Genomic DNA, 11,938 nt, shown 5'->3' with positions numbered 1-11,938 from the left:
AACGTTAAATCCTAGTTTAGCAGAAACCGTATCATTTAGATAGATTGAAGTAAAAACATACGTTTTATACAGCCTCTTCTGCACAAAAACGACTCTCGATATTCATTTTTACAGTTTGCAGCATAATGAGACGCACTTAGGTCGGTGTTCTTTTATATTGGAATAGGACGAACCGTCATTTGCAACATAAAATGTTTCAAACCTATATTGTACAACGATTCAAGACATGATATTCTGTATACAACATTAAACCAAGTGGAAAAGAGGGATAACCTATGGCTGAAATCTTAATACGCAATACGAATGTACGAATTAGCGATGAAGACAAGGTCCGTGAATTTTTGGAGAGTCAAGAGGTATTGTACGAGCATTGGGATGATTCCAAGCTATCCGGGGTGCTGCAAGAAAATTTCACCCTGACAGATGAGCAAAAAGTAGCTGTTCTAAACACTTTTGAAGCCGAAATCAAGGACTTAGCCGCCCGCCGTGGGTATAAAATATGGGACGTTATCACCTTGTCCGAAGCAACGCCGAATTTAGACGAGCTGCTTGCCAAGTTTGAGCAAATTCATACTCATACCGAAGATGAAATCCGTGCTATTGTAGCAGGCAAAGGCATTTTCATCATTAAAGGTCCTGAAGAAATCGGATATTTTAATGTCGAGCTTTCACCTGGTGACGTTATTTCCGTACCAGAAAATATTCCTCACTTCTTTACCTTAATGGAAAATCAGAAGATCGTCGCAGTACGTTTGTTCATCGAAGAAAATGGGTGGATTGCCGAACCGTTTGAAGATCCATCGTTTATTAAAGCATAATACTACATTACGAATCCATCCAAAGTGGATAAAGCAACTCCCTCTGCTCTGAGATACCTGAGCGGAGGGAGTTTTTTGGGCTTGTTACTATAATAAGATCCGAAAAGCACTTACTTAAACGATTGAATAATTCCATCCAATTCAGAAAGATGCTTAATTTCAAACTTTGGCTTGATTTCTGTAGTATTGGTTTTGGCGTTGCGGTTCACCCACACGGAGTGCACACCTGCCGCCAGAGCGCCTTGAATATCAGTCGTCAGCTTATCCCCCACCATTAAAGCATGTTCAGGCTCAATACCGAGAAGCCCCAAAGCATGTAGAAAAATAGACGGGTCCGGCTTACCTTTACCAAACGAACCTGAAATAACAACGTCATCAAAAAATGGAGCTAGCTGCGGAACCCCATCCAGCTTTTCCTGCTGTAGATCAGGGGAGCCGTTTGTCAACAAAAGAAGCTTATACTTCCCCTTTAATTGCTCCAGAATCTCAAATGTTTCTTCATAAACATGGGGACGGGTGCGTCTTTCCAAGGCAAATTGCGTTGCCAGTTTTTGCGCTAACTCTTCATTATCTATCCCCAACTGTTGCAGACCTCTACGCCAAGATTCCTTTCGATAAGCAGGGGCCAACTGTTCCAATTGCCGGAACTCAGGCTGCTCTCCTGACTTAAAATTCGCCCACAATCCCTCAAACGGATTAATGCCAATCAATTGAGTAAAACTAAAGGTTTCATAAGACTCATACAAAGCACGCGCTTCCTTGCGGACTGCTTCTTCCAAAGCCTTCGGATCAACGTCTGCTTCCAGGGAACCTGTCTGGCACGTCGCGTCAAATGCCTCTTCTACACTACGCTCATCCCACAGAAGTGTATCATCAAGATCGAACATTACCGCCTGAATCGTCATCTGAATTATCCACTCTCTTTCCACTTTATATGTACGCTTGTTCTCCCATGTTGAGCCTACAAGCATTCCAATTATTATGTGCCCATATTAATCAATAGGCCGCAATGTGTTATATGAAATAACATCATGCGACCTTATTTACAGAGGCTACAGGTCCACAAACAATTTAAACGATTCGTACCAACAGAAGTCGCTATTTTTTGTCTACTTGAACCTGATTAGATAGCGCAAACTTCTCAAGCCGCTCTGCAATGGCATCCGTATCATAACGGCCCAGTGATTTTGTAAAAATAAAGTTGCCACCCTTACCTTTTCTTTCAACCGTTACGTAACCCTTTTCAATCTTGATGGCTTTCATATCCTCTGTCGTCATTGGACGCTCTCTGCCACCCTTCAACATATACAGCGTGCTCTTTCCAACCTTCAAATAAGGACGGCGTATGAAAAAGATAACTGCCAGCATCAAATACAAGCCAAATACAAGCCAGTCCATGCCGCGCATGCCAGTCTTAGTCAAAAAATAACTCATGAGCATGTACAGAACTGCAAGTCCAGCCAACATGATTGGCACGGTAATATTACGTCCACGGAAAATATCCATTGCAGAACCGGCACCACTAATGGTTTGGATGCCTTGTTTTTTGCGCGATTTATTCAAATGCGCTGTGTTTTTGCGTACTTTTCTTTCAAATGATCGGGCCATCTCTCAATTCCCTTCCCAAATATATTGCTTAAAAACAATTGCCACCCATCCTAATCTATATAGATACCAAAATAGATACCTTAAAAAAACGAAAAGCAAATTACGCGGGCTAAGCCGCTTTAGCGACATTAATGCGTCAGCCCACCATTTCCCTTCGACGTATCTTCGTCCACAATTTCAATCGTATCAAGTTGCTGCCGGAAATTACGGCGAATGTTATCCAAATAAATTTCCCGAAGATTGGCGCGCTCTGTTGTTTCCTCTTCAGTCAATCCTTCGGCTTTTGCTTTGCGAGCCAATTCATTGATGCGCTGTACCAAGCTGTCTATATCCAAATTCTGTCCCCTCCATATAAGCAAAGATATAATACACTTTGACATGTAGAAAAGAGCTTGTCAAGGTTCCCTCATTACGTCCTCTGACAAGCTCTAATCAATCGTGACAGATCAGAAATGCGGAAGCTTTAAAAGCTGGCCTGCCTGCACTCCCCGATCTTCCAGTCCGTTAATCCGAACAATTCCATCTATATATACCCTTGTATCCATTCGTTCCGGTTTATGATTGGAGGCAATCTGCCACAATGTATCCCCAGGTTGTACAATAAGTTTGGTTACCTCTTCATTAGAAACCGAAGGGGCCGCGAATACCGTCAGCACACCTGCATCCGCAATCCAGAAAACGGTAACCAGAATAAGAAGTTTGGACAGAAGACTATTAGAAATGGGCCGTACAAGCTGTGCCTCTCTCTCATTACGGACATTTTGCATCTTTTCTAAATTCATTGGAAAAATACTTTGATATGTGCTATATTTCATCATTGTCTACGTCCTCCAAACGTTTGTTCCTATGTTTTTCACAATATAACACGAACATCTGTTTTGTTCAATAGAAAAGAGAACAAAAGTTCGCGATTGTTTTTTAGGGATTATTTAGAACTTACGTTTGTACGAACGGAGGTTCTATGCTATAATTTTCCCAAACGTTACTAAATGGGGTTGATACGGTATGTCTAAGATTTCAAGCCGCCAGCAGGCCATTCTTGAATTTATCCGCAATGAAGTGCGTCTAAAGGGTTATCCCCCTTCTGTACGCGAAATAGGTGAGGCTGTTGGATTGGCCTCCAGTTCTACGGTTCACGGTCATTTGGATCGTCTGGAGAAAAAGGGACTGATTCGTCGTGATCCAACGAAACCGCGGGCCATCGAGTTACTCGGCCAAGACGAATCGGATAACAGCAACTTGATTAATTACTCAATTAGTCGTGTTCCGGTCGTCGGCAAAGTTACAGCTGGTCTGCCTATTACAGCAACAGAAAATATTGAAGATTACTTTCCTCTTCCCCAGCATTTTGTTGGTGAGGATAAAATATTCATGTTATCTGTTGTAGGAGAAAGCATGATTGAAGCTGGTATTGCCAACGGAGATTATGTCATCGTACGTCAACAGCAGACAGCCGATAATGGCGATATTGTCGTGGCCATGACAGACGAGGACGAGGCTACTGTTAAAACTTTTTACAAGGAAAAAGATCATATTCGACTTCAACCGGAAAATCCGGCCTTTGAACCGCTTCGTCTGACGCACGTCAGTATTTTGGGTAAGGTTGTAGGACTCTTCCGGGACTTCCACTAATTTTTCATTTTTCAGCCCCGTTATTCTTCCGCTACAACAAAACCGGCTGCCCATGGCAAGCCGGTTTTGTATTGATATTATGTACACAAAATGTTTCTCACAGCTATTCTTTTTCCTTTGATAGCCCATAGATAGACGGTTTATACCTACTAACTTCATTCTTTACTATTCTGCTTATGCTAATCTGCTGGAACTTTCTCCTACAATATAAAGTGGGAAAAGATAAGACAGGTAAGCATAAGTTTTTTTACATTCTGTATCTCCATACTTTATTAGTTTCTGAATATTAGAATCATAGGTGATAGCTTCTTTTTGCTTTTAATAGATTTATGCCGATACATGCTAGCGCTACTGGCATATGAATAAAGTAGACCTTAGCAAAGGAGATAAGCATATGATCAAAAATCGAGTCAAAACGTATAAGCATCGTATCGGCAAGAACAAATTTCTGGTCGTAAAAGTCTTTCAGGCCGCATCCGCCGAAACAAGAAGCGGTAACGCACTAGCCACCAATGCATTGAACATCAAAATTTCCAAACGTAACCGTAAGCATAAACACTTCTAAAATTCATCCGTACCTTCATTTCTTGTGAAGGGAGGTGATATCATGTGTAAAAGACATTTCAAACGTCACGTGAGAGGAAGAGGATTATCCATCCGTTCAAATCAGAGAGCTATTGCACGTGCTAGAGGTAACGCATTGGCTGTTAATCTGTTTAGTGTAAATGATAGACAACGCAGACGATAATGATTGTTTTTAAGCGAAAAGTGGGAAGGATTTCTTCCCTCTTTTTTGTGCCACATTCTAGTGTAAAACGGAAGTTGTACAATAATAAGTGGCACTTTAAATCCCAGCCCTGAGAAAATTCAATAAAAGCTTTTTTCATGTCTATTCTCCTCCTTGAACTATTGTGTCTTTATCTTTACTGTATGATCATTATCCTTTAGATTCTGAACAAAAATCAGGGTGCTGAATGTCTCTTATGATTCGAATAAGTCGAGTGTTTTGAAAAAAAGAGCCGCTATCTAGTAGCAACTCCAGTGAAGATTATGTTCGAATTTATGAAACCCATTTCCTCTATAACCTCGCCAAATCGGTGATAAGAGATCGGACACCTCTTCGACGTTTTTGTTATCTCACATTCAAAGTAAGCGTCTTTGAAAATGCCATTAACAATTTTCACCTTCTCCACATTCAGTGTATTACTTCTATCCACATTCAAGAAATGGAACCCATTATTATTTAGAAAGCTTTCCCAATGCTTTAGGGTGCCGATCATGTAATATGTTTTTTCGAATGTGTGAACTAGAATCTGATCCCTCTTACGTCCTTTAGATATAAAAAGAACCTTGTCCACTGGTATGTTTTCGCCCTTGTTCATACCTCGAGAATCATCAGCTGAGACGGTTAAGTTTAGCATTTCATATATCTCCCACTTTATTTCAACAGTTCTTCAGGTGGTTCGGGACTGTGAATCCAAGACAAACTCGCTGTACTCACTGATACAACTGCAAGTGAAGTAAGTAATATGGCAGCATTGTAGTACATGCCAATCTTAAATTTACTAAATTTAGGACTTTTCATTTTTCGCACCTCCTCTCTATTAATGTTAAGCTCTGAACAAAAAAACTAGCCGCTACCACCGGAAAAGCCAGCCACAAATTAAGTGTTATTATTGCAACTCCGCAAATTTTTAACAATGGGTAGTGCCGTTTAGATATACGAGTCTTCCCGTCTATTCTAGACGGAGCATAAACTAAGACAAGTATTATACTTAATATCGAAGTAATAACTATCCAATTATAGTTTAAATTCACAAAGGACAGGGCAGTAAGTAAAGCTGTAGAGACAACAATGCATACTATATTGCTCTTTAAATGTATTCCTCCTACAACTTGACGCAGTATAGAAAAAGATATCATTGCCAGTACAGTTTCCTGCACCTTCCCCGTAATAAATGAAATACCAATAGTTAACAAAATGATGGAAACTGTATTAATCACAACGGCTACTCCATGTTTTAAAACCGCAATAGAAGATGGATGATCCGGTACAACTGTTTTGATATGAGTTGCAATATCAAGAGCAATAGAATCAAGATTTTTTATAATAATCACGCTCCGTTTTTAGCGCATAGTACAGGAACATTCCAGATGCCAAACCTATAAATAAAATACTCAGAGGAAAATTATTGACGTAGAACATAAATGTACTAGCGCCTAGTACCCCAATTATTAAAATAACAACAAGTACATGTTCCCACCTAAAACGCAAGCTTTCATAATCTGCTGTAAAGCCTATTTTGAATTTAAATACTAACCATGATATAGCTAATACCCATGCACTGGTTACCGCTTGAGCTAACGATCCCTCTGGAGAGGTCTCCATGTCTGATGTCAATGTACCAAAGAGCATTACTATAATTATTGCTTGGAGCAGCGTATACAAAAACGTACCTGTAATGGATATAATAGCTGACCAAATAATAGGCATCCTTACAACAGTAGTTATCAATAATGTGAATAATATAATGTTTATACTCGGAGCAAAAAAAGACAACGACATTTCTTCTCTTAACACCAGACTTTGCAAATTCATGATCAGGCCGATAAACAATGCAGGCCAGATAAAATCTAAAGCTCGGATTCTGAAAATAGTAAGCATTAAAACAAACGCCGCAAATGTTTCAACATTAGAAAAAAGCAAGAACCGTATAGGCTCCCACATAACACATATCCCCTTCTCACCATTGTAACCAACACTATAATTCTATATTTGCTATAACAGTATAGAAATACAATTACCTGTTTATTTGGAATATTTTATGTATTATGCTGGGTAAATATTTTTCGCACGTTTCCTTACAATATGTTTATTGCTCTAAGAGCCATATTTCAAAAAAACTCATATTTCACGAGTTGGAAAATACCATCTTCCTCCCACTTTTCGTTGATAAGTCCCGGATCATGGAAAAATGTATCTAGAATTTCATTCCAATTCATACAGGTTCTCTTCTTTAATTATTTAGGATGATACAAACGATCAAAAAAATCATAAAATACAATCAGCCAAAAGAGACAGGACAACATAGTATTAATACACGATGTTCTTGCTTACGGGCTTCGATCCAACTCGCAAACTCTTCCTTGCAATTCTTTTAGTACCTCCAATTGAAAAATGCGGTTTCCCGCCATATAATTTTACTCACTGCCCCCAAACTAAAAATCCCTCAACGCTTAGAGCGCCAAGGGATTCCACATTTTAGTAAAGCGTCAGATATTGATCACGTTCCCATTGATGCACTTGGGTCCGGTACATATCCCATTCAATTTCCTTAAGCTCATAGAAGTAAGCCAGCGCATGGTCACCCAGAGCGTCAGAGATAACTTCGCTTCGAATAAGCTCGGACAAAGCTTCTTTCAAGTCTGCTGGCAGGCTTGGAATCCCTTCTTCAATCCGCTCTTCCTCAGACATAACATAGATGTTACGATCAATCGGAGTTGGCAGAGCCATTTGACGTTTGATACCATCCAAACCGGCTCTCAGCATCACAGCCAGTGCCAAATAAGGATTCGCAGCCGGGTCAGGATTACGAACTTCGACGCGGGTACTCAAGCCACGAGATGCCGGAATTCGAATCATCGGACTACGGTTACTGGCAGACCAGGCAACATAACAAGGAGCTTCATAACCTGGTACAAGACGTTTATATGAATTCACCGTTGGATTCGTGATTGCTGCCATCGCACGTGCGTGCTTAAGAATACCAGCCATATAATGGCGGGCCGTCTTGCTCAATCCGAGTTCGTCTGATTCATCATAAAATACGTTTTCATTGTCCTTGAACAACGATTGGTTACAGTGCATACCGGAGCCATTCACGCCAAACAAAGGTTTTGGCATAAAGGTGGCGTGCAGACCATGCTGGCGTGCAATCGTCTTAACAACGAGCTTGAACGTTTGGATCTGATCGGCAGCCTTAACTGCATCCGCATATTTAAAGTCAATCTCATGCTGTCCAGGTGCAACTTCATGATGGGACGCTTCAATTTCAAAGCCCATCTCTTCAAGCTTAAGAACAATTTCCCGACGGCAGTTTTCACCCAGATCCATCGGTGCCAAGTCAAAATATCCACCTTGGTCATTCAATTCTGTAGTCGGTTCGCCTTTTTCATCGGTTTTGAACAGAAAGAATTCAGGCTCCGGTCCGACATTCATCGAAGTATAACCCATTTCTTCTGCTTCCTTGAGTACACGTTTCAAGATACCGCGCGGGTCGCCGGCAAATGGAACTCCGTCCGGCTTATAAATATCGCAGATCAGACGAGCTACACGATCCGAGGTTACCCAAGGGAAAACTACCCATGTATCCAGATCAGGGTATAAGTACATGTCAGATTCTTCAATGCGCACATAACCTTCAATGGAAGAACCGTCAAACATCATTTTGTTATCCAGCGCTTTTGGCAGTTGACTAACCGGAATTTCTACGTTCTTGATCGTACCAAGCAAATCTGTAAACTGCAAACGAATAAAACGAACATTTTCTTCTTTGGCAATCCGAAGAATATCTTCTCTGGTATAACTCACACTAACCTCTCCCTTTCTGTAACGAGTATTACAAATCAGCTGTTCCATAATCCTTTTAAATAATGAGGCCTGGTCTGCAAGTAAAGCGGTAGTATGCCAAAATGCAGGCAATATATTATCTCTTATTGAAAAAACGTGATAATTCACCTTGGATCAGGGATACCTGTCCCGGTCTTTTACCTGCCACAAGCTGTTGTTTCAGCAAGCGGTGAAGCTGGGTATCGGACATTTCACGACGTTTAACTTCCGTATCTGCAGTAATAACTGTTGCTTCTTCCGATTCCTTGGTGACCGGATTCATGACTTGTTTAATTCCCGCAATGTTAACACCCTTCTCAATCAACGCCTTGATTTCAAGCAAACGCTCTACATCATTAAAGGAAAAAAGACGTTGGTTACCCGACGTGCGGGCAGGAACTATCAAGTTATGTTGTTCATAATAACGAATCTGACGTGCTGACAAGTCCGTTAGCTTCATGACAATACCTATTGGAAATAAGGCCATGTTTCTGCGAATTTCGTCGCCCATTTGTCATCAACCTTCCAGTGATCTATTATTCACCTTATTGTACATTTAGCTGATGCAAAGTGTCAATGACATGTTAGAAAAACTCACAATAATTTACGATCTTTCATGGTTTGTAGGGCCATCAGCACTCCATATTTCACATGAGAGTAGGTTAACCCCCCTTGCATGTAACCAATATAGGGTTCACGAATCGGAGCATCTGCAGATAATTCCAGACTTCCTCCTTGTATAAAAGTGCCTGCAGCCATAATAACCGGATGCTCGTAGCCCGGCATATCCCACGGCTCCGGTACCACATGACTATCCACAGCGGCAGCACGCTGAATTCCTTGGACAAAAGCAATTAAATGCTCCGGTCCGTTAAAAGAAATGGCCTGAATCAAATCGGTGCGTTCCTCATGCCAGGCAGGTTTCGTTTCAAATCCCATGTCTTCAAAGACCGCAGCTGCGAATATACTTCCTTTAACCGCTTGCCCAACCAGTGTTGGAGCAAGAAATAAGCCCTGAAAGATACCTCTCGTGGTACCTAACATGGCCCCTACTTCACCACCGATTCCAGGCGCAGTTAAGCGGTAGGCTGCCAGCTCAACATACTCCTGTTTACCGCAAATATATCCTCCCGTTTCGGCAATGCCGCCGCCGGGATTTTTAATCAGTGAACCTGCCATCAAATCGACACCGACCTGCGTAGGCTCCAGCTTTTCGGTAAATTCACCATAACAATTGTCCACAAAGACAATAACGTCAGGTTTAATCGCCTTTACACGGGCTGTCATTTCCTCGATATCTGCCACACTAAAGGAAGCTCTCCAATCATAGCCGCGTGAACGCTGGATGCCGATCACCTTCGTATTGGCATGGATTGTAGCCTCCACTGCTTTCCAATCTACCTTACCTTCTGCTGTCAGCGCTGTTTCTCCATAAGTAATGCCAAAATCCTGCAATGACCCGGTCCCATCGCCGGGCTTGCCGATCACTTTGTGAAGCGTATCATACGGTTGCCCCGTAATATACAACAGCTCATCACCTGGACGTAGAACGCCGAATAAAGCAGTGGAAATCGTATGAGTTCCCGAGGCAAAATGCGGGCGGACCAATGCCGCCTCCGCACCGAACACATCGGCATAGACCTCCTCCAGTACCTCACGCCCTCGGTCATTGTACGCATATCCCGTAGAGCCGGCAAAATGAAAATCGCTCACTTGCTTCCGCTGGAATGCCTGAATAACCTTCCACTGATTTGCATCTACAATATGATCTATGCGCTGTAGCCGTTCCTGTATTTTGCGTTCTGCTGTTTCTTGTATTTGTTGGATTTCCGGACTAAAAACTACCATTTTACCTTCGTGACCCTCTCTCTTTACGCAGCCTTAGGCTATTGTTGTTATAACATCTTTCCCTCGGAATGGTGTGCATTTATCATTGAATTGACCTAAAAACGTCATCAGAAGTTATCCTTCTGTGAAGTCCTTGAGGACATGACCATATTTTTCATACTCGCCTCGCTGAACTTCTACCTCATAAATGACATCATTACCATCATACTCGGTCAGAAGTACATCCCCAATCCGGTAAAGCACCGATGTCAAGTCCCCACGTTCCGCCGGAATACGGAATCTCAGCGTATCTCCGCTCAGATGCTCCTGAATCAGCTCACGAAGACGCAGCAGATCACTTTCGTCAAATGAACTGATTTTCAAATATCCCTCGCCGGAAGGAAGCATTTCCAGTTGGTCAGGAGTACAAGCATCTTTTTTATTAAACAATACGATCTGCGGCTTGTCCGCCGCTCCCAGTTGCTCCAAAATCGTTTCCACGACCTTCATCTGTTCGTCACGCATATCCGAAGAAGCGTCTACCACATGCAAAATAAGATGAGCCTCATTAGCTTCCTCCAGAGTAGCACGGAAAGAAGCAACCAAATCATGAGGCAGATTTTGAATAAAACCAACGGTATCCGTAAGAATAATCTCTTTGCCGCTCGGCAGTTCCATCGTTCTGGAGGTAGGGTCCAGCGTCGCAAACAGTTGGTTCTCAATATATACATCAGCCGCCGTCAATTGCTTTAGCAGCGTCGATTTCCCCGCATTGGTATAGCCAACAAGCGCTACCTGCACAATACCACTCTTTTGTCTGCGCTCTCTATGTAAATACCGATGACGGGTCACTTCCTCCAACTGACGTTTTAAATCGCTGATACGATCACGGATGTGACGACGATCTGTCTCCAGCTTGCTTTCACCGGGACCACGTGTTCCAATACCGCCACCAAGTCGTGACAGATTTTTGCCGTGTCCAGACAAGCGGGGCAACAAATAGGACAGCTGCGCCAGTTCAACCTGAATAATGCCCTCCCGTGTTTTCGCACGCTGAGCAAAAATATCCAGAATAAGCTGCGTACGGTCGATAATTTTGAGATCCAGACTTTCTTCCAGATTTCGCACCTGAGCCCCCGAAAGCTCCTGATCAAAAATAGCCGTATTCGCACCCAATTCCTCGGCTGCCGCACGCAGTTCCTCTACCTTACCTTTACCGATAAACCATTTGGAATCCTTTGCTTCCTTGTTCTGGGTCAAAACACTAAGCACTTCAACACCAGCGGTCTCGGCCAGCTTCACGAGTTCATTCAGAGAGTATTCTGTATTAATCCCAGAACGTTTGACTTCATCCGTAATCAGACTGACAAGTACCGCTTTATCCTGCATTTCGGTTTGTGTATCATAAGTGGAGTTCGCCATATTGTTTGCTCCTTTATTTTCC

16 protein-coding genes are annotated in these 11,938 nt (G+C 42.2%); 3 read left to right on the top strand and 13 right to left on the bottom strand.

Annotated elements, in window-relative coordinates; translation table 11 throughout:
- Window positions 1–275: 275 nt before the first annotated feature.
- A complete protein-coding gene (locus ACIFO6_RS21655; protein ID WP_430043767.1) occupies window positions 276–818 on the top strand; it encodes a cupin domain-containing protein in 543 nt (180 codons plus the stop codon).
- 110 nt (window positions 819–928) lie between these two features.
- Here ACIFO6_RS21655 and ACIFO6_RS21650 read toward each other — a convergent pair whose 3' ends face one another.
- The 4 genes from ACIFO6_RS21650 to ACIFO6_RS21635 form a co-directional block, all read right to left on the bottom strand.
- Window positions 929–1,723 (bottom strand): HAD family hydrolase, encoded by a 795-nt coding sequence (locus ACIFO6_RS21650; protein WP_430043765.1) that lies wholly within the window; start codon window positions 1,721–1,723, stop codon window positions 929–931.
- A 193-nt stretch (window positions 1,724–1,916) separates the two neighbouring features.
- Window positions 1,917–2,426 (bottom strand): hypothetical protein, encoded by a 510-nt coding sequence (locus ACIFO6_RS21645; protein WP_430043762.1) that lies wholly within the window; start codon window positions 2,424–2,426, stop codon window positions 1,917–1,919.
- Window positions 2,427–2,554: 128 nt separating this feature from the next.
- The gene (locus tag ACIFO6_RS21640) at window positions 2,555–2,761 is read right to left on the bottom strand and encodes a DUF896 domain-containing protein (protein WP_044648282.1); all 207 of its coding nucleotides are present in this window, start codon (window positions 2,759–2,761) and stop codon (window positions 2,555–2,557) included.
- A gap of 111 nt (window positions 2,762–2,872) precedes the next feature.
- Window positions 2,873–3,241: a LysM peptidoglycan-binding domain-containing protein gene (locus ACIFO6_RS21635; RefSeq protein ID WP_430043828.1), complete on the bottom strand. Its 369-nt coding sequence runs from the start codon at window positions 3,239–3,241 to the stop codon at window positions 2,873–2,875.
- Window positions 3,242–3,431: 190 nt separating this feature from the next.
- Here ACIFO6_RS21635 and lexA point away from each other — a divergent pair, with 190 nt between their 5' ends.
- A complete protein-coding gene (gene lexA / locus ACIFO6_RS21630; protein ID WP_013310545.1) occupies window positions 3,432–4,058 on the top strand; it encodes a transcriptional repressor LexA in 627 nt (208 codons plus the stop codon).
- A 394-nt stretch (window positions 4,059–4,452) separates the two neighbouring features.
- Window positions 4,453–4,623: a hypothetical protein gene (locus tag ACIFO6_RS21625; protein WP_430043760.1), complete on the top strand. Its 171-nt coding sequence runs from the start codon at window positions 4,453–4,455 to the stop codon at window positions 4,621–4,623.
- 151 nt (window positions 4,624–4,774) lie between these two features.
- On the opposite strand, the gene ACIFO6_RS21620 is transcribed toward ACIFO6_RS21625, so the two are convergent.
- The 9 genes from ACIFO6_RS21620 to hflX all read right to left on the bottom strand — a co-directional run bounded on the left by ACIFO6_RS21620 (window position 4,775) and on the right by hflX (window position 11,916).
- Window positions 4,775–4,945 (bottom strand): hypothetical protein, encoded by a 171-nt coding sequence (locus ACIFO6_RS21620; protein ID WP_430043758.1) that lies wholly within the window; start codon window positions 4,943–4,945, stop codon window positions 4,775–4,777.
- 135 nt (window positions 4,946–5,080) lie between these two features.
- Complete coding sequence (locus ACIFO6_RS21615; protein WP_430043826.1) at window positions 5,081–5,440, bottom strand: LytTR family transcriptional regulator DNA-binding domain-containing protein; 360 nt, start codon at window positions 5,438–5,440, stop codon at window positions 5,081–5,083.
- 56 nt (window positions 5,441–5,496) lie between these two features.
- Window positions 5,497–5,643: a cyclic lactone autoinducer peptide gene (locus ACIFO6_RS21610; protein WP_014281452.1), complete on the bottom strand. Its 147-nt coding sequence runs from the start codon at window positions 5,641–5,643 to the stop codon at window positions 5,497–5,499.
- Window positions 5,640–6,176 carry an accessory gene regulator ArgB-like protein gene (locus ACIFO6_RS21605; protein WP_430043756.1) on the bottom strand — a complete coding sequence of 179 codons (537 nt, stop codon included), beginning with the start codon at window positions 6,174–6,176 and terminating at the stop codon, window positions 5,640–5,642. Before ACIFO6_RS21605 ends, ACIFO6_RS21610 begins: the two co-directional genes overlap by 4 nt.
- Window positions 6,154–6,786 carry a hypothetical protein gene (locus ACIFO6_RS21600; protein WP_430043754.1) on the bottom strand — a complete coding sequence of 211 codons (633 nt, stop codon included), beginning with the start codon at window positions 6,784–6,786 and terminating at the stop codon, window positions 6,154–6,156. Before ACIFO6_RS21600 ends, ACIFO6_RS21605 begins: the two co-directional genes overlap by 23 nt.
- Before the next feature lie 534 nt (window positions 6,787–7,320).
- Window positions 7,321–8,649 (bottom strand): type I glutamate--ammonia ligase, encoded by a 1,329-nt coding sequence (gene glnA / locus ACIFO6_RS21595; RefSeq protein WP_430043752.1) that lies wholly within the window; start codon window positions 8,647–8,649, stop codon window positions 7,321–7,323.
- 115 nt (window positions 8,650–8,764) lie between these two features.
- Window positions 8,765–9,178, bottom strand: a complete 414-nt coding sequence (locus ACIFO6_RS21590) for a MerR family transcriptional regulator (RefSeq protein ID WP_007430683.1) — start codon at window positions 9,176–9,178, stop codon at window positions 8,765–8,767.
- A gap of 83 nt (window positions 9,179–9,261) precedes the next feature.
- Window positions 9,262–10,515: an aminotransferase class I/II-fold pyridoxal phosphate-dependent enzyme gene (locus ACIFO6_RS21585; RefSeq protein WP_430043751.1), complete on the bottom strand. Its 1,254-nt coding sequence runs from the start codon at window positions 10,513–10,515 to the stop codon at window positions 9,262–9,264.
- 114 nt (window positions 10,516–10,629) lie between these two features.
- A complete protein-coding gene (hflX, locus tag ACIFO6_RS21580; RefSeq protein ID WP_430043749.1) occupies window positions 10,630–11,916 on the bottom strand; it encodes a GTPase HflX in 1,287 nt (428 codons plus the stop codon).
- Between the last annotated feature and the right edge of the window lie 22 nt (window positions 11,917–11,938).

This window comes from Paenibacillus sp. NRS-1781, assembly GCF_050467745.1.
Classification (GTDB): domain Bacteria; phylum Bacillota; class Bacilli; order Paenibacillales; family Paenibacillaceae; genus Paenibacillus; species Paenibacillus terrae_A.
Note: the sequence above shows the minus strand (reverse complement) of the source record. Positions and strands in the feature narration are given on the sequence as shown.

What these genes read in the sequence shown, in the direction of transcription:
- ACIFO6_RS21655 (WP_430043767.1), top strand. Translation starts at nt 276, where the DNA reads ATGGCTGAAATCTTAATACGCAATACGAATGTACGAATTAGCGATGAA.
- ACIFO6_RS21650 (WP_430043765.1), bottom strand. Translation starts at nt 1,723, where the DNA reads ATGACGATTCAGGCGGTAATGTTCGATCTTGATGATACACTTCTGTGG.
- ACIFO6_RS21645 (WP_430043762.1), bottom strand. Translation starts at nt 2,426, where the DNA reads ATGGCCCGATCATTTGAAAGAAAAGTACGCAAAAACACAGCGCATTTG.
- ACIFO6_RS21635 (WP_430043828.1), bottom strand. Translation starts at nt 3,241, where the DNA reads ATGAAATATAGCACATATCAAAGTATTTTTCCAATGAATTTAGAAAAG.
- lexA (WP_013310545.1), top strand. Translation starts at nt 3,432, where the DNA reads ATGTCTAAGATTTCAAGCCGCCAGCAGGCCATTCTTGAATTTATCCGC.
- ACIFO6_RS21625 (WP_430043760.1), top strand. Translation starts at nt 4,453, where the DNA reads ATGATCAAAAATCGAGTCAAAACGTATAAGCATCGTATCGGCAAGAAC.
- ACIFO6_RS21620 (WP_430043758.1), bottom strand. Translation starts at nt 4,945, where the DNA reads ATGAAAAAAGCTTTTATTGAATTTTCTCAGGGCTGGGATTTAAAGTGC.
- ACIFO6_RS21615 (WP_430043826.1), bottom strand. Translation starts at nt 5,440, where the DNA reads ATGAACAAGGGCGAAAACATACCAGTGGACAAGGTTCTTTTTATATCT.
- ACIFO6_RS21610 (WP_014281452.1), bottom strand. Translation starts at nt 5,643, where the DNA reads ATGAAAAGTCCTAAATTTAGTAAATTTAAGATTGGCATGTACTACAAT.
- ACIFO6_RS21600 (WP_430043754.1), bottom strand. Translation starts at nt 6,786, where the DNA reads ATGTGGGAGCCTATACGGTTCTTGCTTTTTTCTAATGTTGAAACATTT.
- ACIFO6_RS21590 (WP_007430683.1), bottom strand. Translation starts at nt 9,178, where the DNA reads ATGGGCGACGAAATTCGCAGAAACATGGCCTTATTTCCAATAGGTATT.
- ACIFO6_RS21585 (WP_430043751.1), bottom strand. Translation starts at nt 10,515, where the DNA reads ATGGTAGTTTTTAGTCCGGAAATCCAACAAATACAAGAAACAGCAGAA.
- hflX (WP_430043749.1), bottom strand. Translation starts at nt 11,916, where the DNA reads ATGGCGAACTCCACTTATGATACACAAACCGAAATGCAGGATAAAGCG.